Annotated in this window: 22 protein-coding genes and 1 tRNA gene; 18 read left to right on the top strand and 5 right to left on the bottom strand. The window is 35.0% G+C overall.

Translation table 11 applies throughout. The annotated features are described in order from the left end of the window. Positions 1–24: 24 nt before the first annotated feature. From ACKTTZ_RS12200 to mce, 4 genes are all read right to left on the bottom strand, one after another. On the bottom strand, positions 25–2,502 hold the full coding sequence (locus ACKTTZ_RS12200; protein WP_407849016.1) for a DEAD/DEAH box helicase family protein: 2,478 nt from the start codon (positions 2,500–2,502) through the stop codon (positions 25–27). Positions 2,503–2,562: 60 nt separating this feature from the next. Further along, a complete protein-coding gene (locus tag ACKTTZ_RS12195) occupies positions 2,563–3,774 on the bottom strand; it encodes a site-specific integrase (RefSeq protein WP_407849014.1) in 1,212 nt (403 codons plus the stop codon). A 213-nt stretch (positions 3,775–3,987) separates the two neighbouring features. Next, positions 3,988–4,061: transfer RNA gene (locus ACKTTZ_RS12190), tRNA-Ile, on the bottom strand. Positions 4,062–4,123: 62 nt separating this feature from the next. Further along, entirely contained in the window at positions 4,124–4,522 is a 399-nt protein-coding gene (mce, locus tag ACKTTZ_RS12185; protein WP_062675576.1) for a methylmalonyl-CoA epimerase, read from the bottom strand. Between the two features lie 94 nt (positions 4,523–4,616). Here mce and rbfA point away from each other — a divergent pair, with 94 nt between their 5' ends. From rbfA to ACKTTZ_RS12140, 9 genes are all read left to right on the top strand, one after another. Next, positions 4,617–4,976, top strand: coding sequence for a 30S ribosome-binding factor RbfA (rbfA, locus tag ACKTTZ_RS12180; protein ID WP_209785966.1), 360 nt, complete (start codon positions 4,617–4,619; stop codon positions 4,974–4,976). Positions 4,977–4,979: 3 nt separating this feature from the next. Next, positions 4,980–6,185 carry an ABC transporter permease gene (locus tag ACKTTZ_RS12175; RefSeq protein WP_407849011.1) on the top strand — a complete coding sequence of 402 codons (1,206 nt, stop codon included), beginning with the start codon at positions 4,980–4,982 and terminating at the stop codon, positions 6,183–6,185. A 79-nt stretch (positions 6,186–6,264) separates the two neighbouring features. Further along, on the top strand, positions 6,265–8,058 hold the full coding sequence (locus ACKTTZ_RS12170) for an endonuclease (RefSeq protein WP_253316259.1): 1,794 nt from the start codon (positions 6,265–6,267) through the stop codon (positions 8,056–8,058). Between the two features lie 61 nt (positions 8,059–8,119). Next, positions 8,120–8,857 carry a shikimate dehydrogenase gene (locus tag ACKTTZ_RS12165; protein WP_253316260.1) on the top strand — a complete coding sequence of 246 codons (738 nt, stop codon included), beginning with the start codon at positions 8,120–8,122 and terminating at the stop codon, positions 8,855–8,857. Between the two features lie 74 nt (positions 8,858–8,931). Then, a complete protein-coding gene (locus tag ACKTTZ_RS12160) occupies positions 8,932–10,731 on the top strand; it encodes a DUF349 domain-containing protein (protein ID WP_407849008.1) in 1,800 nt (599 codons plus the stop codon). Positions 10,732–10,794: 63 nt separating this feature from the next. Then, positions 10,795–11,820, top strand: coding sequence for a bifunctional diaminohydroxyphosphoribosylaminopyrimidine deaminase/5-amino-6-(5-phosphoribosylamino)uracil reductase RibD (ribD, locus tag ACKTTZ_RS12155; protein ID WP_034693441.1), 1,026 nt, complete (start codon positions 10,795–10,797; stop codon positions 11,818–11,820). Positions 11,821–11,883: 63 nt separating this feature from the next. Next, entirely contained in the window at positions 11,884–12,048 is a 165-nt protein-coding gene (locus ACKTTZ_RS12150) for a bacteriocin-like protein (protein ID WP_167348784.1), read from the top strand. Then, positions 12,029–12,157 carry a bacteriocin-like protein gene (locus tag ACKTTZ_RS12145; RefSeq protein WP_407849005.1) on the top strand — a complete coding sequence of 43 codons (129 nt, stop codon included), beginning with the start codon at positions 12,029–12,031 and terminating at the stop codon, positions 12,155–12,157. Before ACKTTZ_RS12150 ends, ACKTTZ_RS12145 begins: the two co-directional genes overlap by 20 nt. Before the next feature lie 200 nt (positions 12,158–12,357). Then, complete coding sequence (locus ACKTTZ_RS12140) at positions 12,358–12,963, top strand: YigZ family protein (RefSeq protein WP_034693440.1); 606 nt, start codon at positions 12,358–12,360, stop codon at positions 12,961–12,963. Here ACKTTZ_RS12140 and ACKTTZ_RS12135 read toward each other — a convergent pair. Beyond that, the gene (locus ACKTTZ_RS12135) at positions 12,960–13,670 is read right to left on the bottom strand and encodes a zinc metallopeptidase (RefSeq protein WP_185103647.1); all 711 of its coding nucleotides are present in this window, start codon (positions 13,668–13,670) and stop codon (positions 12,960–12,962) included. The two genes, ACKTTZ_RS12140 and ACKTTZ_RS12135, sit on opposite strands and share 4 nt — an antisense overlap. Positions 13,671–13,774: 104 nt before the next feature. Here ACKTTZ_RS12135 and ACKTTZ_RS12130 point away from each other — a divergent pair, with 104 nt between their 5' ends. The 9 genes from ACKTTZ_RS12130 to ACKTTZ_RS12090 all read left to right on the top strand — a co-directional run bounded on the left by ACKTTZ_RS12130 (position 13,775) and on the right by ACKTTZ_RS12090 (position 21,195). Next, positions 13,775–14,902 (top strand): GNAT family N-acetyltransferase, encoded by a 1,128-nt coding sequence (locus tag ACKTTZ_RS12130; RefSeq protein WP_034693438.1) that lies wholly within the window; start codon positions 13,775–13,777, stop codon positions 14,900–14,902. 50 nt (positions 14,903–14,952) lie between these two features. Next, positions 14,953–15,129, top strand: coding sequence for a hypothetical protein (locus tag ACKTTZ_RS12125; RefSeq protein ID WP_167348785.1), 177 nt, complete (start codon positions 14,953–14,955; stop codon positions 15,127–15,129). Between the two features lie 273 nt (positions 15,130–15,402). Next, positions 15,403–15,774: an NADH-quinone oxidoreductase subunit A gene (locus ACKTTZ_RS12120; RefSeq protein WP_103234088.1), complete on the top strand. Its 372-nt coding sequence runs from the start codon at positions 15,403–15,405 to the stop codon at positions 15,772–15,774. A gap of 95 nt (positions 15,775–15,869) precedes the next feature. Further along, on the top strand, positions 15,870–16,430 hold the full coding sequence (locus ACKTTZ_RS12115; RefSeq protein WP_407849002.1) for an NADH-quinone oxidoreductase subunit B: 561 nt from the start codon (positions 15,870–15,872) through the stop codon (positions 16,428–16,430). A gap of 6 nt (positions 16,431–16,436) precedes the next feature. After that, a complete protein-coding gene (locus tag ACKTTZ_RS12110) occupies positions 16,437–16,931 on the top strand; it encodes an NADH-quinone oxidoreductase subunit C (protein ID WP_034693433.1) in 495 nt (164 codons plus the stop codon). Positions 16,932–16,993: 62 nt separating this feature from the next. Continuing rightward, a complete protein-coding gene (gene nuoD, locus ACKTTZ_RS12105; protein ID WP_034693431.1) occupies positions 16,994–18,217 on the top strand; it encodes an NADH dehydrogenase (quinone) subunit D in 1,224 nt (407 codons plus the stop codon). Positions 18,218–18,307: 90 nt separating this feature from the next. After that, positions 18,308–18,817: an NAD(P)H-dependent oxidoreductase subunit E gene (gene nuoE / locus ACKTTZ_RS12100; RefSeq protein ID WP_034693429.1), complete on the top strand. Its 510-nt coding sequence runs from the start codon at positions 18,308–18,310 to the stop codon at positions 18,815–18,817. 102 nt (positions 18,818–18,919) lie between these two features. Next, positions 18,920–20,278 carry an NADH-quinone oxidoreductase subunit NuoF gene (gene nuoF / locus ACKTTZ_RS12095; RefSeq protein ID WP_034693428.1) on the top strand — a complete coding sequence of 453 codons (1,359 nt, stop codon included), beginning with the start codon at positions 18,920–18,922 and terminating at the stop codon, positions 20,276–20,278. 5 nt (positions 20,279–20,283) lie between these two features. Further along, positions 20,284–21,195, top strand: a complete 912-nt coding sequence (locus tag ACKTTZ_RS12090) for a hypothetical protein (protein ID WP_407848999.1) — start codon at positions 20,284–20,286, stop codon at positions 21,193–21,195. The last annotated feature ends 34 nt before the right edge of the window (positions 21,196–21,229 follow it).

Here is a 21,229-nt window from a genome sequence, read left to right as displayed (position 1 = left end):
TGAAAAGTAGAAAATAGACATTGTTTAATATTTTCCATGATATGGATCATTTGTAAATTCATCCACTACATCTTTTTTATCCCATTCAATGTTGCCTGATTGTAAAAACCAAGGATCATCTATTGAATAAATTAAATTAATGTACTCCTCTTTTTTAGGAAATTCTATTAATTCAAATTTTAATGCTTTTATAGGCTTACTATTTGATTTAGTAGAAACTCTTGTGATTGATATTTCTTTGAAAAATAAATCTTTCAAAAGCTTATAGACAGGTATTAAGTCTTTGGCTTTTTGTAAGAAACTAAATGCCTGTATGTTTTCATCAAATTTTTTTATAGTTTCAATTATTATCTGTAGCTCAATTTGATGTTCAGTCTTGAAATTTATATCCTTGTCAATAGGGAGATGTTCAATATTTTTTTTACTCAAGATAACATACTCTTTCAATAAAATATCTTTGTAAGTAAAAAGTCTTTTATAACTTGAAATTAGATTCTTTTCCTCTTCTTTTAAATTTTCAGGAATAATATCAATTTCATTAGAATATAACATTGCCAACCTTAGATAAGTTTCTTTAGAGATATCAACATCATTAGCGACCTTCTTTTTCCATGTATTATTTTCTTTTATATACTCAAATCCGTTTGTGGAGTAAACCATCTTTTTAATATCAAGATTGAAAGGTCTTTTATATCTTTGAATAAAAGAAATTATTTGCTTTTCAAAATAGGAATTTCTGTATTGACCTATAAGATTATATTCATCTTTATTTAATGATTTGAAATAGATATTATTAGAAAATAAAGATGAACGAAATTTTGTTAAACAATCTTTATCTGAGTTCATATTAAAGAAAGCACTTGCAGAAAAAACAGATTTATAGTATTTATCAAAACTACTCTGAACATAACCTTCTGTTATGAATAATGATGAAGCCTTAATAATACTTTTTAATCTACAATTTACAAACTGATTGTTCCAAGCTGCCCAATAGATATAATCTGAAAGGTTTTTGCCAAAAATTTCATAATAATTTCTATAAAATTTCTCTCCGTTAGTTAGTTTGTATTTTTCATAATCAGGAAATATAGGTACTATATTCAATTGGTTCGTTGTAACAAATTGTTCGCCACTTTCTTGATTTTCTCTTAAATTGGTATAGAACGATCTTAATAATGAATCTTGAGAATTTATATCATAGTATGCAGCTTGATTATTTTCATTATCAAATGGTAAATAGTTTAAACTTGTTGCTTTAATATAATTTTCAGGAAGTTGAGGTACTTTAATTAATTTTTCTGGAGATGGCATAATTATATAAATGTTAGCCTTTGCTCTTGGTCTTGCAACAGCTTGAATTATGTTAAAAATTCCATCCGTAAAAATTCCTAACTTTCCTTTGTTCTTGATATTTAAATATGCTGATTTAGGTGGCATGATTATAAAGTAGGCACAATTATTATCTTCAATACTAATTCCTGTTTTAAAAACAGTTCCAATATTGCAGGCTGTTTTATCAAATGGTTGATTATTTTTACTTATGCATAAATTAAAGTTTTCAAATGTGTCGTCTAATTTTTTTCCTAATGGTGACTTATAAATATCTTCGGCTAATTTTTGAGAATACGATAGAATGTGTATTTTATCATATTTCTTTCCCTCATCAATAAAAAGAGATTCAAAAATTTGTGAATTAGCTTTATAATGGTAACTATCATAGACACATAAATGCAAATCACTTAATTTTTCTTCTTCAATCTGATGTCTTGCTGATTCCAGGATTTTTATATTTTTATCAGTCAATTCTGCAAGGTATTTAATGACCACTTTTGATGCTTCATTAAAGGTTGCACTTAAAATGATATTTTTATGAATAACAGAGTGCCATTTAAACAAATTAAAAATTAAAGATTCTTTGAAATTATGTATTGATTCATGAATTTCATCTAAAATCAATATGACTTTCTTTCCATTTTCATTGGCATATTCAATTAAAGATTCATAATATTCTCTCTTTAGATCAGATTGTTTAAGAACAATTTCACCTGGGTTTCCCAGAAGACTATTAATAGTAATAAGTTGTATCGGTTTCTCGTGTAATGATTTAAAATTTCTCTTACTTACTAAACCATTTTCAAAATCCTGATAATTAAATATGATATTATCTAAGCCACTCTCTTCCTTAATCTTATTTTCATATTGTTCAATAAGGGATTTAAATGGTGTCGCAATAACTACTATGTAGTTTTTATCTTTGTAATATTGCTCAACAAATTTAATTACGGCAGTTGTTTTACCTTGACCAACACTGGCATTAATAACAGTTGTATCACTTTTGTAAAGGTCAATATTATCTAATAAAGAATCCGTAATATATCCGTTATGAGGTTCGATTATTGTTTTTCCATTACCTTCAACATTAAAACCATCAAAATCAGATGCGTTAATCTCTTTAAAGTTTATTGGAGTATTATTAAATGGTTCAACTCGAATTTGTTGCATTTTATTAGTATTGATATTAACTGTGCTGTAAAATTAATACAACACAGTTAAAAAATGAAGTTATTTTAGCTTTTGATTTAGCTTTTGAATATGCTCACTCACTTTCTTATTTACAACTTTAGCATAATGTTCCTGAGTAATGGTAATTTTAGAATGCCCTAAAAGTTCACTAACAATTTCCATAGGTACATCATTATATAATAAAACTGTAGTTGCAAAAGTTTTTCTTGCAATGTGATGAGTGAGATTTTTCTTAATTCCTACTATTTCTGCAATTTCCTTTAAATAAGAGTTGAATTTCTGGTTACTTATTCCAGGTAATATTCCAACTTCATTCCCAATTTTCTGATATTTCTCTATTATGTTAGCACTTTTAGACAGAAGAGGTATAGAGATTTCCTTTTGAGTTTTCTCTCTTATCATCTTAATCCAATAGTTTCCATCAAACCCCTTGACAATATGCTTTGCTTCCAGGTTTGACATTTCATTATACGCCAAACCCGTGTAGCAACAGAAAATAAACATATCAGCTACTTGCTGTAATCTGAATTGTGAAAATTGATGCTTTTCAAGTGATTCAAGTTCCTCTGTAGTAAGATAAACAACCTCTTTCTTTATCAATTTAACTCTATAAAGAATAAAGGGGTCTTTATCTATTATTCCTTCTGAAATTGCTATTCTAATCATTCTTCTGAATCTTTGTATTGTTTTGTTAACAGTTGCAAGAGCTAAGTTTTTTTCAGATTTTAGATAAAACTCATAATCTTGAACAAACTTCAAATTCATATCCTTGAACTGATAATCATTCTTATAGTATTGGTGCTTTAAATAGTCTTTCAGTAATTGTTTTGCCTGTTTAAACTTCCAAAGAGTACCAATTGTATAGTCTTTACCAACCAGCTTTTCTAACTTATCATTATGTTCGTTAAAAACATGAAGTACTGTTTTGTTCTTTTTGGGAATTTCCCCCTTATATTGTAGAAAAACATCTTCTACATCAAAGGTCTCCTCATTAACCTGTAGAAATAAAAAAGCCTGATTAATTTCATTCTTAATCAGGCTTAATTGGGAATTGATAAAAGTATTTTCATCATTGGGTGGTTTAGCTTTCTGCTGCTTACTATTCCAACAATTAGGATTTATAAACAATCCTGTAGAAAATGCTTTTCTATCTCCTTGAAAGGTTAATCTACAGATTATAGGTACTAATCCTTGTTTATTAATTCTGGTTGCAGAAATTAAAAATAGGATTTTTAAAATATTTATATTCATTAGCTATCGTAAATAATTAAAAATGTGTGATTTAATATGCAACCTAAAATTTAAAAGTTGCAACCCAATTGTATGCCTTTTTAGACATTAAATCAATATGAAAAAGAATGAAGTAATTAGAATTACAGAATCAAATAGAATAGTAAACTGTTGAAAACAGCTTTAATAAACAAAAAAAGCACCTACATTTATGTAAGTGCTTGATTTTTATTGTGGTCCCACCTGGGCTCGAACCAGGGACCACCTGATTATGAGTCAGGTGCTCTAACCAACTGAGCTATAGGACCTCAAAACTTGGTTAAATTTTGTGTTTGCAAAAATAGTAAAATTTCTTTCACTACAAAATTTTTTATTGCTTTTCTTGGCAAAGTTCTACCAGCACACCGTTTGTAGACTTGGGATGAAGGAATACAACTAATTTGTTATCAGCACCTTCTTTCGGTTCTTCGGAGATAAATTGAAATCCTTCTTTTTTCAGTCTTTTCACTTCTTCCACGATATTTTCAACGCCAAATGCCAGATGATGGATGCCTTCTCCCTTTTTATCGATAAATTTAGAGATCGGACTTTCAGGATTACTCGCTTCTAATAGCTCAATTTTACTTTCCCCTGTCTCATAGAAAGAAGTTACCACACCTTCTCTTTCCACTGTTTCTTTTTTATAAGATTCTTTTCCTAATAATTTGGCGAAAAGTTCATCAGAAACGCCCAAAGACTTTACCGCAATACCAATATGTTCTAGCTTCATAAATACTATATAGATATAATTAAATCGTAAATTTGATACTACAGTCGAATTTCAAAGTATCAATTCAAACAAAAGTACTAAATTTGCAGAAATTATGGAAAGTAACAGACAAAGAAAAGTAGCACAGATCATTCAGGAAGACTTCGCAGAGCTTTTCCGCAAACAGGCTGCAGAGAGTAAACAGAGCATATTGGTATCTGTTTCAGATGTAAAAGTAACTGCTGACTTAGGAATTGCTAAGATTTATTTAAGCATTTTCCCACAGGAATTCCGTACCGCTGTAATGAAGGAGATTGAAGAAAACAAAACTCAATACAGAAACTTCATTGGCCAGAAAATGGCAAAACAGGTACGTATTATTCCACAACTTAACTTTTACTTAGATACTGCTCTTGATGATGTTGAAAAACTGGAAAGAGAATTAAGAGGCGAAGGCGACAATCCTGTTTTATAGATCTTGAAGAATATTGCATTTTACATAGCATCCAGATACCTTTTGGCTAAAAAAGGGAGCACTGCTGTTACGTTTATTACGTGGCTGGCTGTAGGCGCTATGACGGTTGCTGTGGCTGCAATGTTCGTGATTATTTCTGTCTTTTCGGGCCTTGAAAACCTAAATAAAGACCTTATTTCTAATCTCCATGCAGATCTTACTTTAAAAAGCGCTTCCGGAAAGACTATTAAAAACCTGGATAGCGTCAATAAAGTGTTGATAAACAATAAAGAAATCAGCAGTTTCTCCCGTGTTATTGAAGAGAAAGTATATATCAGCTTCAATGGAAAGGGTGATATTGCTTATTTAAGAGGTGTTGACTCTGCTTATGTCAAGGTAAACCCCATTAATAAAGAGGTATTCTATGGAACTTATCCAAGTTTCAGATATTCTAATGAGGTATTAATGGAAAACAGTCTGGACAACAGACTTTCTATTCCTGTCGATTCTTCTAATCATTATGCAACGGTATTCATGCCAAAGCCAGGAACAGGGATCATCAATAAGGAGGAAGATATTTATAATAAAAAAGATATTTTAGTAACGGGTGTTTTCCCGGGAAAAGACCAGCTGGACAATTATATCGTTTCTCCTATTGAACTTACAGAAGAATTACTTACTCTTCCTAAAAAGTCCGCTTACCAGATTGTTATTAAACTGAAAAATCCGGAAAATGCAGATGCTGTAAAACAAAGCCTGCTTTCTTCTCTCGGAAAAAACATTGAGATCAAAACCAAGGAAGAGGAAAATGCCGCTTTCTGGAAAATGATTAACACTGAAAAGCTTTTTATTTACCTGATCTTTGCATTGGTCATCTTTATTACGACCTTTAATCTTGCGGGAGCTATTATTATTCTTCAGCTTGATAAAAAAGAACAGGCAAAATCATTGATATCACTCGGCTTTCCTTTAAGCCATTTAAGAATGACCTATTTCTACACCGGGCTCCTGATTGTTATTTCCGGTGTGATTACCGGATTAATTCTTGGAACTGCACTTTGCTACTTCCAGCTTTACACAGAATTCTTCAGAGCCAATGAGGTTCTGCCATTCCCGGTAAAAATTGTAGGTAAAAATTATCTTATCGTAGCCCTTACGGCTTCCTTATTTGGAATTACTATTTCATGGTTCTTTTCAAAAATCAGTAAAGAATATATTACTAAAGGCTAACATTTCAACTTTATATATTACATACAATTAATATACTTCGGTTTCATTTTTTCGTACCTTTACGCCCCAATTTTAAAAAATGAAACAAATTTTATCTTTTTTTCTTTTAAGCGTGACATTTATAAGCGCTTTGGCACAGGCTCCGGCAGGATATTATACAAATGCTAACGGACTAACAGGTGCAGCTCTTAAAACAGCTCTTCAAACCATTATCAGTGATGGACACATAGACCACGGTTATGGCGGTTTATGGACAGGCTATGCTACAACTGACCGTGATTATTTCTATGAAAATGACGGAACTATTCTGGATATTTATTCTGAAAATCCAAATGGACCGGATCAGTATAATTTTACCCTTGGAACCAGCCAGTGCGGATCTGCCGGATATTCTAATGAAGGAGACTGCTACAACAGAGAGCACGTGATTCCTCAGAGTTTATTCAACAGTGCTTCTCCTATGGTTGCTGATATTCATTTTATCCGAGCTACCGATGGAAAAGTAAACGGAATGAGATCCAACTACCCTTTCGGAATCGTTGGCAACACTTCTTTTACATCTAAAAACGGATCTAAACTAGGTACATCTGTATCAGCAGGATATGGAGGTACGGTATTTGAACCTATTGATGCTTTCAAAGGAGACATCGCGAGAATGATTCTTTATTTTGTGACAAGATATGAGGATAAACTTCCTAATTTCACTACTGGTGACATGCTTGGTAACACAGCATTCCCGGGACTACAGCCTTGGGCACTTAATCAATATTTAGCATGGAATGCAATGGACCCTGTGTCTGCTGAAGAAATTGCAAGAAACAATGCTTCTTATGCTTATCAGGGAAACAGAAACCCTTTCATTGATCACCCTGAATATGTTACTCAGATCTGGGGAGCTCCGGTTGTTGATAACCAAGCCCCTACAGCTGCAACTAACCTTGTTGCCAGCAACCCAACTTCAAACTCTATTGCTTTAAGCTGGACAGCTGCTACGGATAATGTGGGAGTAACTTCGTATGGGATTTATGCCAACGGAACCTTAAAAGCGACCGTTTCAGGTACAACAACATCTACTATAGTTTCCGGATTATCACCTTTGACTCAATACACATTCTACATCATTGCTAAAGATGCTTTCGCAAACTCTTCTCCACAAAGTACAACAGCTACAGAAACAACTCTTGATGTACCTGCCGGAGGAGGAAGCTGTGGAACTGAAAATTTCGAAATGATCAGCGGTGCTCCAAATACTTATCTGACAGCAACCTGGACCAACAACGGAATTTCATGGACTGCTACTGACTCAAGAGTTGACCAAACCATCAATAATAAAGCCATTACCATAAAAAATGGAACTTTAACAAGTTCAACTTTTTCAGGTGGAATTCAAAGCTTAACTTTAACAACTCAATTGAAATTCTCCGGGAGCGCAGGATATTTCAATGTTCTTGTAAACGATGTGAATGTAGGAACTATTCCTTACAGCAATGTTGTTACTACAACTACCATCAGTAATATAAATGTAAGTGGAAATACAGTGATTAAACTGACAAATTCTTCTACTTCCAACAGAGTGGCTCTGGATGATCTTAGCTGGACATGTTTCGGAACTACGTTAGCTACTGCTGAAAACCAAAAAGACAAATCAGCATTTACCATCTACCCTAATCCTGTAAGAAATAATGAATTATTTGTAAAAGGAGAAAACCTTAGCAAAATTTCAAAAGCTGAGATCTATGATCTTTCAGGTAAATTAATTGAAACCATTGCAAATCCTTTCAGACATTCAAACAAAATCAACCTTAAAGGTATGGTAAAAGGAAATTATATCCTTAAAACAGATAATTTCTCTACTAAATTTATCGTAGATTAATTATTAAAAAATATTTCAAACCAAGGCCGGATTTATCCGGTCTTTTTTTTATTTTTGATGTATGGATTCCAATAAAAAATTAGGATTGATAGGACGAAATATTTCTTATTCTTTTTCTAAAAAATTCTTCGAAAACAAGTTCCAAAAGCTCATGCTGAAGAATTTCTCCTACGATATTTTTGATCTGAATGAAATCAATGAAGTAGAAAATCTTTTTGCTTCTCCGGACCTGTTAGGATTCAATGTGACCATCCCTTATAAAGAAAAAATAATCGATTATCTCGATGAACTAAGTGATGAAGCTGAGAAAATAGGTGCCGTAAACTGTGTTCTTATTCAGAATGGCAAAAAAACCGGCTACAATACAGATGCGTTCGGTTTTGAAAAGACGCTTCTTTTACACAAAAAACCCTCACAGGATAAAGCATTGATCTTAGGAAACGGAGGGGCAGCAAAAGCAGTCAAATATGCATTGGACAAACACAATATTCCTTCTATAACTATTTCAAGGAGTACAGAAATCAATTATGAAAATCTTGATCAGGAAACTGTTGCAGAACATAAAATTATTATCCAATGTACACCGGTAGGTACTTTCCCGAATGTGAAAGATTGTCTGAACTTTCCTTTTGACGGGCTTTCTTCAGATCATCTGGTTATTGATCTGATTTACAACCCAAACTACACCCAATTCATCATCAATGCCTCAGAAAAAGGAGCAAAAACAGTGAATGGGTACTATATGCTTGAACAGCAAGCAGAAAAAGCTTGGGAAATTTGGAATTTTCAAAAAAAATAACATAAATTAGTACTTTAATTGGCCTTAAAGCTATATTTAAAGGATATTAACGCCACTCACATAAAAGATTTGCTATGACTACAGAAAACAATCTTTCTGAAAACGAAGAAAAGAAAAATCCTAACGAAGTATCTCAGGACCCATCAGAAAACACAGTTTCTCATGATGCAAACCAACACGAAGATGATGCAGAGCACCTGGATGACCATGAAGAAGAAATTTCCCTTGCCGATGCTTTAAAGGAAATGGAAAAAATCATCAACACTCCCAATGCCGGTGAGAACTTCAAAAGATTCAACCAGCTGAAAGAGAAAGCAAGTCATTACATCCATGATGAAGTGGAGGATAAAAAGCATGAATATGTAGAAGCCGGAAATCCAGCTGAAAATTTCAGCTACGAACACCCTTCTCAGACTAAGTATTCTGCGTTGGTTAATATTTTCAAGGAAAAACATGATACCTTCCAGAAAGGACAGGAAGAAGAGCAAAAGAAAAACCTTGATCACCGTCAAAGCATTATCGAAAGACTTAAAAATCTATACACCAACTCTGAACCAGGTGTCAATCTTTTCAAATCTATTCGTGAGATTAAAGAAGACTGGTCAAAAGCAGGACAGGTGGCAAAGTCTGAATTCAAAATTCTCAACAATAATTATTTCCATCACCTGAATCAGTTTTATCAGATGCTGGATCTTAATAAAGAATTTTTGGAGCAGGAATACAGCCACAATCTGGAAAAGAGAGAACACATTATTGCCCGTGCTAAAGAGCTGGAAAACGAACCCGTTATCCAGAAGGCTCTAAACGAACTTCAGTATCTTCATAAACTTTGGAAAGAAGAAGCTGAGCCTGTAGCAGAGGAATTCCGTGAAAAAACATGGGAAGAGTTCAAAGAAATTTCGAACAAAATTCACGAAAGAAAATCTGAACTTTCTGCTTCTATTGAAAAAGAACAGAGTGAAAATCTTGAAAAGAAAAATCAGATTATTGCTGAAATCAAGAAACTGTCTGAACCTTCAGAAACGCCTAACCACAACTATTGGCAGAATGCTATCAAAAGAGTGGAAGATCTGCGTTCTGACTTTTTAAAGACAGGAAGTGTTCCTAGAAAACTTTCCAACCAAAACTGGAATGATTTCAAAACAACACTAAGAGGTTTCAATACAACGAAAAATAACTATTATAAATCGTTGAAAGGTTCTCAACAGGCGAATCTTGAAGAAAAATTAAAACTGATCCAGACTGCACAGGATAATATGAACAATGAGGAATGGGATATTTCGGTTCCATTATTCAAAAAACTGCAGGAAGACTGGAAAAAAGTAGGCCACGTTCCAAAGAGCATGACCAATAAAATCTGGGATGAATTCCGTGATGCATGTAATGCGTTCTTCAACAACTACAGAGAGAAAAGCAATACTTCTACCGATAACTGGAAAGAAAATTATAAAAACAAAAAAGCACTTCTTGATGAGCTGAAAGAAGTTTCCAACGAAGAAGGCAGCATCGAAAAAATTGAGCAGATCAAAACTTCATGGAATAATATCGGGAAAGTTCCGAGAGATAAAATTTCAATCAACTCTGAATTCAACAAAACCTTAAGAGAGAAATTGAAAATAAACAAGATCAATGAACTTGAACTGAAAGAAGAAGGTCTGTCTGAAAACCAACTTACTGATAAAGCTAGAAAGATCAAAAACCAAATCTCTGACCTTGAAGCAGAAATTGTAAAACTGGAAAACAACCTTTCTTTCTTCAACAAACCATCAAGAGAAAATCCTCTTTTAAAAGACACTTACAACACGATTGATGAGAAAAAAGCTCATCTGGAAACGTTAAAACAAAATCTTCACAGCATTATCAGCGGAGATTAATACACAACAAAATAAATAAAGGCGGAGCAAAGCAATTTGTCTTCGCTTTTTCTTTTTATAAATATGAACAACGACGAATTTTATATTAAAAGATGTATTGAGCTGGCTCAAAAAGCTCTTGGCAACACCTACCCTAACCCTCTTGTTGGAAGTGTGATCGTACACAACGGAGAAATAATAGGTGAAGGATATCATCACAAAGCAGGAGAACACCATGCAGAGATCAATGCCATTAATTCTGTTAAGAATAAAGATCTTATTCCGGAATCTACAATTTATGTATCCCTGGAACCCTGCGCACATTATGGAAAAACTCCGCCATGTGCTTTGAAAATTAAAGAATTAGGCTTTAAAAAAGTAGTAATTGGTGCTATGGATTCTCATGATAAAGTGAATGGAAAAGGAAAGAAAATCATTCAGGATGCAGGAATTGAAGCAGTTTCAGGAATACTTGAAAAAGAATGCATTGAACTTAACAAAAGGTTTTTCACTTATCACGAAAAGAAAAGACCATATATCATTTTAAAATGGGCAGAATCCGGTGATGGATTTTTGGATCAGGATTTTAAACCGACAGCCGTTTCCAATACATTAGTGAACCAGTTTGTTCATCAGTTAAGAGCTGATGAGCATGCCATTTTAGTAGGAACCCAAACTGCTTTGAATGACAATCCAAGTCTTACCGTCAGAAATGCTGAAGGCGTAAATCCTGTCAGAATTCTGATTGATTTTGATTTAAAAGTTCCTGCCAGCTTCAATATTTATAACAATGAAGCAAGAACATTAATTTTAAATTCCGTAAAAGAAGGTACTGAAGGACATATTCATTTCATTAAAATCAATAAAGATAATTTCCTGTCTGAACTCATGGAGGCATTGTATAAAGAACAAATCCAGTCTGTCATTATTGAAGGTGGTCGTTTTACTCTGCAGGAATTTATAAATGCTAGTCTGTGGGACGAAGCCATTGTAATTAAAAACGAGAATTTGATATTAGAAAATGGGACAAAAGCCCCGGAATTCGGTCAAATTCCTGCTACAATTGAAAATTTCAGAGATAATACCGTTTCATTTTTTAAAGCAAAATAACACTTTTTATCACCTTCAAATGAAATAATTTCTTTACATTAGTTTTACAAAATTAAAATTACTATGAAAAATTTAAAGAAAGTTTCGAGACAGAGCTTAAAAAAAGTAAACGGAGGAATTGCTCCTGAGTGCTGTTCATTCTATCCACCATCATTACAGCATTGCTGTGCAACACCTTCCAGTATGAGTTGCCCACCACCTTGGGCCGATGGAACATTCCCTTGTTAACCTATTTTTAAGCATAACAATGAAAAATTTGAAAAAAGTATCAAGGATTGACTTAAAAGCAATCCAGGGAGGAAGGACTTTTGTAAACTGTATTTTACCTGATGGATAGCCTACCAGATGTATTGATAGTTGTCCTGTAGATTTTTGTGGTCCCACAAGTCACCTATGCTTGATTCCCGGAGATTTATGCTCCTAAAAAAGTTTAAAGATTCTTAGAAAATAAAACAGGAGCTGTCAGAAATCTGGCGGCTTCTTTCATTAACTACTAGGATTTATTTAATATTTTTGCAGAACAAAGCAGCTACTCTGATGACGTTTGAATACAAAACCATAGAAAAACCCATAGAAAATACTCTTTTAAAAGAAAAAGGAAGCAAGTTTATAGGATTTGCTTATCCTGTGACTAATGAAAAAGAACTAAAGAGTGCGCTGGAAAAGATAAGAGAAGAGCACCCGAAAGCTACTCATCACTGTTATGCTTTCAGAATGGGATTAAATGGGGAAAACTATCGCGCCAATGATGATGGTGAACCTTCCGGAAGTGCTGGCTTACCTATTTACAACCAGCTTTTGGCTAACGAAATCACGAATGTTCTTGTCATTGTTGTCCGTTATTACGGAGGAACCAAACTGGGAGTTTCCGGACTTGTAAAAGCTTATAAAGAATCTGCGAAGATTACATTGGAGGAAGCCAGTATTATCACCAGAGAATTAGAAACAGAAGTAGAGATTCAATTTAATTTCAATCAGCAGAATACAATTTTCACCCTGCTTTCAAAATTTGATGCTAAAGTTTTGAACTTCGATGCGAATGAAAATTGTATCCTTACCGCCTCCTTGAAACTGGCACAAAAAGAAAACATCTCAGAAAAGCTTTCTGAGATGCAATATGTTTCATTTGAATTTAATGATTAATCCCTTCTTCCACCAAGAAGCAAAGATCCCCAGTAAAGAAGTTGTGCCAGAGAACCTAATGCGGCTACCACATAAGTTCTTGCAGCCCATTTCAAACTATCCTGTACTCCAACAAATTCTTCAACAGTTACAGTTCCGGTATCTTTAAGCCACTTCATCGCTCTGTTACTTGCATCGTATTCCACTGGAAGTGTTACAAAAGCAAAGAGTGTGGTCATCGCAAACATTGCAACTCCGATTGCCAGAACAGTAGTATTTCCGTTGGGATTCTCAATCGTTCTTGACGCTGCCATTACCGCAATACCTGCAATAAGGACAAACTGCATCAGATTGGAACTTATATTCACTATAGGAACCAGTTTTGAACGTAAATTCAACATAGAATATCCTACCGCATGTTGTACTGCGTGTCCGCATTCGTGAGCTGCTACTGCCGCTGCTGCTGCGTTTCTCTGCATATAAACTCCTTCAGAAAGGTTTACTGTTTTATCTGCCGGATTATAGTGGTCCGTCAACTGTCCGGGTACTGATATGACCTGAACATCATTTATCCCGTTATCTCTCAACATCTTTTCCGCTACTTCTTTCCCCGAAAGGCCATTTCGAAGGTGTACATTGGAATAATATTCAAATTTCGATTTCAATCTGGACGAAACCCACCAGCTCACCAACATTGAAATACCAATAATGATATAATAACCCACCATTTTATATAAATTTTGTGTTTAATTTTACCCATAATCATATAAAAACTGTGCCAAAGTATAAGATATTATTATTTATATTTGTCCTTTAATTCCTCTCAAAAAACATGTCTACAGTTTCAATTATTGAAGTAAAAACAGCGGGTCAGCTCAAGCAATTCGTAAGGTTTCCAATGGATTTGTATAAAAACAATCCCTACTATGTTCCGTCCTTTATCAATGACGAAATCAACATTTGGAATGTGGATGAAAATCCTGCGCTTCAATATTCAGAAGCCAAGCAGTATCTGGCTTATAAGAATGATAAGATTGTAGGAAGAATTGCAGTTCTGATCAATCACAAAGAAGAGAGAGAGTTAGGCATTAAAAAAGTACGTTTTGGATGGATCGACTTTATTGATGATGCTGAAGTTTCAAAGGCATTGATTCAAAAAGCGGTTGATTATGCCAAAGAAAAAAATATTGACAAAATTGAAGGTCCAATGGGCTTTACCAATCTTGACAAGGCAGGAATGCTGATCAAAGGTTTTGACCAACTGGCGACTATGATTGGAATTTACAATAATGAATACTATCCAAAACATCTTGAGAACCTGGGATTGACTAAGGAAAAGGAATGGGTAGAATTTGAGATCATCTTCCCTGAAACGTTACCGGACAAAATTCATAAATTTAATCAGCTTATTTCTGAAAAGTACAAGCTGAAGGTTTTAAAATTCAAAACAAAAGAAGAGATTATCCAGTATGTAGATCCTATGTTTGATCTTTTGGATGAGACTTACAAACATCTTTCTACGTATACTCCAATTTCGGATGAACAGCGCAAAACCTACAAAGAGAAATATTTCAAACTTATTGATAAAGATTTCATTGTTTGTATTGCTGATGAACACAATAATCTGGTCTCATTCGCTATTACAATGCCTTCTTATTCCAAAGCCCTGCAGAAGTCCGGTGGAAAACTGCTTCCTTTTGGCTGGTGGCATTTCTTACAAGCAGGAAAGAAAAATGACAGAGCGAACTTCTACCTGATCGGAATTCATCCGGATTATCAGAGAAGAGGAGTAACTTCTATTATTTTCAAAGAAATCTGGGATATTTTCAGAAAAAAAGGAGTAAAGTATCTTGAAACCAATCCGGAGCTGGAAGAAAACAAAAGTATTCAGCTGTTGTGGCAGGATTACAATCCGGTGAATCACAAAAGAAGAAGAACGTATTCAATGGAACTCAAATAATTGATACTGCATTTTGTAAAACACAAACTCACACCCAAACTTTGAACTTTATGAAACCACAGCTTATCATATTTGCTATTTTAATTGCCGGATTTATCGGTTATAATATCTTTTTCCAGTCGCCCGATGACAAAACCAATACGGTAATTAATATTCTTTTTGCCAGTATTCTTTTTGGATATATTTCTTTTATGGCTTACACTCTTTTGAAAAAAATGAAAAAATAAGTGATAAACATAGCTCAATAGGAGCTTTAATCGCTTGCTTTTATTCCCCAATAAATAAATTCAAAATATCCGCAGTGTACATGATGGGATATAATTTTTCCAGAGTTACTACAAAAAAAGGGGAAAAACATCACAAAAAAATAATCATAAAAAGCTAATTTTTATTGATTCTAAATTACCGATTTAGCTGATTTTAATCCGACTTTTAAGCCGATTAATTTCATGCTTTCTTGTTTATTCGCTAAATTTGCAAATTGAGATAATAATGCAAAAATGAATTTACCTGAAAGTTATATTCCAATCCTTATCCAGGCTGGTGTAGCAGTAGGATTTGTAGCAGTTTCTTTGCTCGGAGCACATTTCTTAGGTCCACAACAGAAAAAAGGAGACTCTGTAAAAAACCAAAGCTGGGAATGTGGAATTCCTGTAGAAGGAAATGCAAGAACACCGTTTTCCATCAAGTACTTCCTGACTGCGGTATTGTTCGTACTATTCGATATTGAAATCGTATTCTTTTATCCTTACGCTGTCAACTTCAGAGAATTCGGCATGGAAGGTTTCCTTGCCGTGCTTACATTCGTTGCGATCTTCTTCGTAGCGTTTTTCTATGTCTGGAAACGAGGCGCGCTGGATTGGGATAAATAAATTTTAACATTAAAAGATTGAATAATTTAATCATTGAAAAACAGAGATGATTAAATTTTATAAACACTTTAATCTTTAAATATCAACAAAAGAAAATGTCAGATAAAAAACCAGTAATAAGAACAGATGCACCTGCTCCCGAAGGCTATGAAGGAGAAGGGTTTTTCGCAACAAAACTGAGCAGTGTAATCGGGATGGCAAGAAAGTTTTCACTTTGGCCGTTACCCTTTGCAACCTCTTGTTGTGGTATCGAGTTTATGGCTACCCTGAACCCGACTTATGATGCTTCAAGATTTGGTATGGAAAGAAACTCTTTCTCTCCAAGACAAGCAGATATGCTGATGGTTTGCGGAACTATATCAAAGAAATTAGGACCAGTCCTAAAAGAAGTTTACACTCAGATGGCTGAGCCGAAATGGGTGGTAGCAGTTGGAGCTTGTGCTTCCAGCGGTGGTATTTTTGATACGTATTCTGTACTTCAGGGAATTGATACAATTATTCCGGTAGACGTTTACGTTCCTGGATGTCCTCCAAGACCTGAACAGATCATTGAAGGCGTAATGCAGGTACAGGCTCTTGCAGAAAGCGAAAGCATCAGAAGAAGAGATATGCCTGAATATCAGAAATTATTAGATTCTTACAACATAAGCAACTAAACGGAAATGACAAACGAATTTGTATTAGAAGCCATCACAAGAGAATTTCCGGAATCTGTCATTTCAAGCTCAGAACCGTATGGAATGCTGACTATTGAAGTGAAGAAAGAAGATATTAAGAAAATCATTCACTATCTGAAAGATTCATCACTGGAATTTAATTTCCTTACGGATATCTGTGGTATTCATTATCCTGAATTCCCTGAAAAGGAAATTGGTGTTGTTTACCATTTGCATAATATGATGGCCAATTTCAGATTACGTCTGAAAATCTTTATGTCCAGAGAAAATATTGAAGTAGACTCTCTTGTAGAGCTCTATGCAGGAGCCAACTGGATGGAAAGAGAAACGTATGATTTCTATGGGATTAAATTTAAAGGACACCCGGATCTTAGACCTATTTTAAATATGGAAGATCTTGGATACCACCCAATGTTGAAGGAATATCGCCTTGAAGACGGTACAAGAACCGACAAGAACGATAGCATGTTCGGAAGATAAAAAAGCGAATGGCCAATGGCAGCTAGCCAATAGCCAGAAGCAAATAGCTAAAAGCAATCATTATGAAAGATAACTCATTATCTAATATACTAAACCAGTACGAAAGTAAGGAACAGATTGACGGACAATTATATACCCTGAATCTAGGACCTACCCACCCTGCTACGCACGGGATTTTCCAGAATATCTTAACGATGGACGGAGAAAGAATCCTTCACGCAGAGCAAACAGTAGGATATATCCACAGAGCATTTGAGAAAATTTCTGAAAGAAGAAACTATTCTCAGATCACTACCCTTACAGACCGTATGAATTACTGTTCTGCACCCATCAATAACTTAGGTTGGCACATGACAGTAGAGAAGCTGATTGGCGTGGAAGTTCCAAAACGTGTAGACTATATGCGTGTTATCTTGATGGAGCTAGCCAGAATCGGTGACCACCTGATCTGTAACGGGGTAACCGGAATGGACTCAGGAGCGATTACAGGTCTTACTTATATGTTCATCGAGAGAGAACGTATTTATGATATGTATGAGCAGATCTGCGGAGCCAGAATGACAACCAATATGGGAAGAATCGGAGGTTTTGAAAGAGATTTCACACCTAAGTTTCATGAGTTGTTGAAAGACTTCTTAAAAACTTTCCCACCAAGATTCAAAGAATTCTGTACTCTATTAGAAAGAAACAGAATTTTCATGGACAGAACCATCGGTACAGGAGCTATTTCTGCCGAGAGAGCTTTAAGCTATGGTTTTACAGGTCCAAACTTACGTGCAGCAGGTGTAGATTATGATGTAAGAGTTGCACAGCCTTATTCCTCATACGAAGATTTCGACTTCATTATTCCTGTAGGAACTTCAGGAGATACTTACGACCGTTTCATGGTTCGTCAACAGGAAATCTGGGAATCAATCAAAATTATCAAACAAGCATACGAAAATCTTCCGGAAGGACCATTCCATGCGGATGTTCCTGATTTCTATCTTCCTGAAAAGGCAGATGTATATCAGAAAATGGAAGCATTGATCTACCATTTCAAAATTGTAATGGGAGAAACTGATGTACCGAAAGGAGAAGTTTACCATGCTGTAGAAGGTGGAAACGGAGAATTAGGTTTCTATCTTGTGAGTGACGGAGGAAGAAGCCCTTACAGACTTCACTTCAGAAGACCATGCTTCATCTACTATCAGGCCTACCCTGAAATGATTACAGGTTCTGTAATTTCAGATGCCATTGTAACGATGTGTAGTATGAATATTATTGCGGGAGAATTAGACGCATAACTGGAATTATAAATTTTGAATTATAAATTATAAATTGATTTTAGACCGTTATTCATTTAGAATTTAAATCTAAAATCTAAAATTTCAAAAATGAGCGAAACAATAGCTTTTAAACCGGAAAGTTTAGCACAGGTACACAAAATTATCGCAAGATATCCTGAAGGAAGACAGAAATCTGCTCTTCTTCCCGTACTTCACTTGGCACAGAAAGAATTCGGAGGATGGTTAGATGTTCCTGTGATGGATTATGTTGCCGGACTATTAAGTATCCAACCGATCGAAGTATATGAAGTGGCAACTTTCTATACCATGTTCAATATGAAGCCGGTAGGTAAATATGTTTTGGAAGTTTGCAGAACAGGACCTTGTATGGTTTGTGGAAGCGAAAAAATTCTGGATCATATCAGAACAAAACTGAATATTAAGGACGGAGAGACTACTGAAGACGGTATGTTCACCTTAAAGCCTGCTGAATGTCTTGGAGCATGCGGATATGCACCAATGCTGCAGCTTGGAAAATTCTTTCATGAAAATTTAACGATAGAAAAAGTAGATGAAATCCTTGATCTTTGCAGACAGGGACAAGTTGCTTTAGACTAATAGAAATTTTAAATTCTAAATTTTAGATTTTAAATTATTCACTTAACGTTTAATCATAATTAATGCAAGAAGCCAAAAGCCGATTGCAATAAGCAAATAACAATGAGTAAAAAACTTTTACTTAAAGACGCACATATAGAAGGTATTCGCTACTTTGAGACTTACCGTAAACAGGGAGGTTACACTGCAGCAGAAAAAGCCTTGAAAATGACTCCTGACGAAATTCTTGAAGAAGTAAAAGCTTCAGGACTACGAGGTCGTGGTGGAGCTGGATTCCCAACAGGAATGAAATGGAGCTTTTTGGCTAAGCCTGAAGGTGTTCCAAGACACCTTGTTGTGAATGCGGATGAATCTGAACCTGGAACATTCAAGGACAGATATCTGATGGAGTTCCTTCCTCATTTATTGATAGAGGGAATGCTAATTTCTTCTTACTGTTTAGGTTCCAATACTTCTTATATCTACATCCGTGGAGAATATTCATGGATTCCGGATATCCTTGAGGAAGCTATTGAAGAAGCTAAAGCAGCAGGATTTTTAGGTAAAAATATTTTAGGAACTGGTTTCGATCTTGAAATCTATGTACAGAGAGGTGGTGGAGCATATATCTGTGGTGAAGAAACTGCATTGCTTGAATCCCTTGAAGGAAAAAGAGGTAATCCAAGACTAAAACCGCCATTCCCGGCTGTAAAAGGTCTTTGGGAGAGACCAACGGTGGTAAACAACGTTGAATCTATTGCTGCAATTGTTCCGATCATTGATATTACAGGTGCTGAATACGCTAAAATTGGTGTTGGAAGATCTACAGGAACGAAATTGATTTCTGCTTGTGGAAACATCAACAAACCAGGTGTATACGAAATCGATATGACAATCACGGTGGAAGAATTCATCTATTCTGATGAATATTGCGGTGGTATTAAAGATGGTAAAAAATTAAAGGCTTGTATTCCTGGAGGAAGTTCTGTTCCGATTGTTCCGGCTAATTTATTGCTGAGAACCGTGAACGGAGAGCCAAGATATATGAACTATGAATCATTGGCAGATGGTGGTTTTGCTACCGGAACAATGATGGGTTCAGGAGGTTTCATCGTTTTGGATGAAGACCAGTGTATTGTAGATCACACCATGACATTGGCAAGATTCTACAACCACGAAAGCTGTGGACAATGTACTCCTTGCCGTGAAGGAACGGGATGGATGTACAAGATTTTAAAGAAAATCGAGAAAGGAGAAGGAAAAATGGAAGATATCGATCTACTTTGGGATATCCAGAGAAAAATCGAAGGAAATACGATTTGTCCGTTGGGTGATGCCGCAGCTTGGCCGGTTGCAGCAGCGATCCGTCACTTCAGAGATGAATTTGAGTGGCACGTGAAAAACCCTGAATTGTCTCAGACACAAAACTATGGATTGGCACATTATGCAGATCCTATCCCGGCTGTTGAAAAGAATGCGTAGGTAAGATGAAAAAATTATTGGTTGTCGGCTTAATGATGTCGAATCTTGTATTTGCACAAAAGAAGAAGAGTGATACCGTAGATTATAACAGATCTGTTGAAGAGGATTTGTCATATGTAGCGAGTGAGAAAGAGCAGATTAAGGCTGAAAAAAAGGAGAAACCTTTACCATTAAGCAAAAAAGGTCAGGTTTTCGTATTTTATGGATGGAACAGAGCTGCTTATAGTAATTCTGACATCCATTTTACCGGAAACGGATACGATTTTCAATTGAATAATGTAACCGCGCAAGACAGACCTACAAAATTTGGAATTGTTTATTTTGATCCAAGCTGGTTTACGGTAACACAGTATAATTTCAGAATAGGATATTTCATTAAAGACAATTTAGCATTGGTATTGGGGATAGACCATATGAAATATGTAATGGATCAAAACCAGACTGTAGGTTTCAAAGGACATATTTCAGATCCTGAATATGCAGCAATGGTTCAAAATGGGCAGGTAAATCTTGCAGATGAGAAGTTCCTTACTTTTGAACATACAGACGGACTTAATTATGAAAACTTAGGTCTTGAGAAATACAAAAATCTTGTTCATAAGAAGAATATAGATTTAGTATGGTCTTATGGAGCCGGAATCGGGTTTATGTTTCCGAAAAGTAACGTAAAACTTTTTGGAAATGAAAGAAGTGACCGTTTTCACGTTGCAGGTATGGGAACTGATATCAGATCCAGTCTTAACTTAGTTTTCTGGAAAAACTGGATGCTGAGATTAGAAGGAAAAGCAGGATATATCAATATGTGGGACATTAAAACCACATTGAATAATAAACCGGACAAAGCACGTCAGGATTTTGTTTTCGGACAGATTCTGGGAGGAATTGGATATACATTTAATACAAAGAAATATAAATAACAAAGCCTATTGCTTAACGCATAAAGCTTAAAGC

Origin of the sequence: Chryseobacterium sp. KCF3-3 (assembly GCF_045865955.1) — a bacterium.
Classification (GTDB): domain Bacteria; phylum Bacteroidota; class Bacteroidia; order Flavobacteriales; family Weeksellaceae; genus Chryseobacterium.
The sequence above is the reverse complement of the archived record's forward strand: the minus strand, read 5'-3'. Positions and strand labels throughout refer to the sequence as shown.

Bases quoted from the DNA above. Each gene is read 5' to 3' on its own strand.
- ACKTTZ_RS12200 (WP_407849016.1), bottom strand. From the start codon at position 2,502: ATGCAACAAATTCGAGTTGAACCATTTAATAATACTCCAATAAACTTT.
- ACKTTZ_RS12195 (WP_407849014.1), bottom strand. From the start codon at position 3,774: ATGAATATAAATATTTTAAAAATCCTATTTTTAATTTCTGCAACCAGA.
- mce (WP_062675576.1), bottom strand. From the start codon at position 4,522: ATGAAGCTAGAACATATTGGTATTGCGGTAAAGTCTTTGGGCGTTTCT.
- rbfA (WP_209785966.1), top strand. From the start codon at position 4,617: ATGGAAAGTAACAGACAAAGAAAAGTAGCACAGATCATTCAGGAAGAC.
- ACKTTZ_RS12170 (WP_253316259.1), top strand. From the start codon at position 6,265: ATGAAACAAATTTTATCTTTTTTTCTTTTAAGCGTGACATTTATAAGC.
- ACKTTZ_RS12165 (WP_253316260.1), top strand. From the start codon at position 8,120: ATGGATTCCAATAAAAAATTAGGATTGATAGGACGAAATATTTCTTAT.
- ACKTTZ_RS12160 (WP_407849008.1), top strand. From the start codon at position 8,932: ATGACTACAGAAAACAATCTTTCTGAAAACGAAGAAAAGAAAAATCCT.
- ribD (WP_034693441.1), top strand. From the start codon at position 10,795: ATGAACAACGACGAATTTTATATTAAAAGATGTATTGAGCTGGCTCAA.
- ACKTTZ_RS12150 (WP_167348784.1), top strand. From the start codon at position 11,884: ATGAAAAATTTAAAGAAAGTTTCGAGACAGAGCTTAAAAAAAGTAAAC.
- ACKTTZ_RS12145 (WP_407849005.1), top strand. From the start codon at position 12,029: ATGGAACATTCCCTTGTTAACCTATTTTTAAGCATAACAATGAAAAAT.
- ACKTTZ_RS12140 (WP_034693440.1), top strand. From the start codon at position 12,358: ATGACGTTTGAATACAAAACCATAGAAAAACCCATAGAAAATACTCTT.
- ACKTTZ_RS12135 (WP_185103647.1), bottom strand. From the start codon at position 13,670: ATGGTGGGTTATTATATCATTATTGGTATTTCAATGTTGGTGAGCTGG.
- ACKTTZ_RS12130 (WP_034693438.1), top strand. From the start codon at position 13,775: ATGTCTACAGTTTCAATTATTGAAGTAAAAACAGCGGGTCAGCTCAAG.
- ACKTTZ_RS12125 (WP_167348785.1), top strand. From the start codon at position 14,953: ATGAAACCACAGCTTATCATATTTGCTATTTTAATTGCCGGATTTATC.
- ACKTTZ_RS12120 (WP_103234088.1), top strand. From the start codon at position 15,403: ATGAATTTACCTGAAAGTTATATTCCAATCCTTATCCAGGCTGGTGTA.
- ACKTTZ_RS12115 (WP_407849002.1), top strand. From the start codon at position 15,870: ATGTCAGATAAAAAACCAGTAATAAGAACAGATGCACCTGCTCCCGAA.
- ACKTTZ_RS12110 (WP_034693433.1), top strand. From the start codon at position 16,437: ATGACAAACGAATTTGTATTAGAAGCCATCACAAGAGAATTTCCGGAA.
- nuoD (WP_034693431.1), top strand. From the start codon at position 16,994: ATGAAAGATAACTCATTATCTAATATACTAAACCAGTACGAAAGTAAG.
- nuoE (WP_034693429.1), top strand. From the start codon at position 18,308: ATGAGCGAAACAATAGCTTTTAAACCGGAAAGTTTAGCACAGGTACAC.
- nuoF (WP_034693428.1), top strand. From the start codon at position 18,920: ATGAGTAAAAAACTTTTACTTAAAGACGCACATATAGAAGGTATTCGC.
- ACKTTZ_RS12090 (WP_407848999.1), top strand. From the start codon at position 20,284: ATGAAAAAATTATTGGTTGTCGGCTTAATGATGTCGAATCTTGTATTT.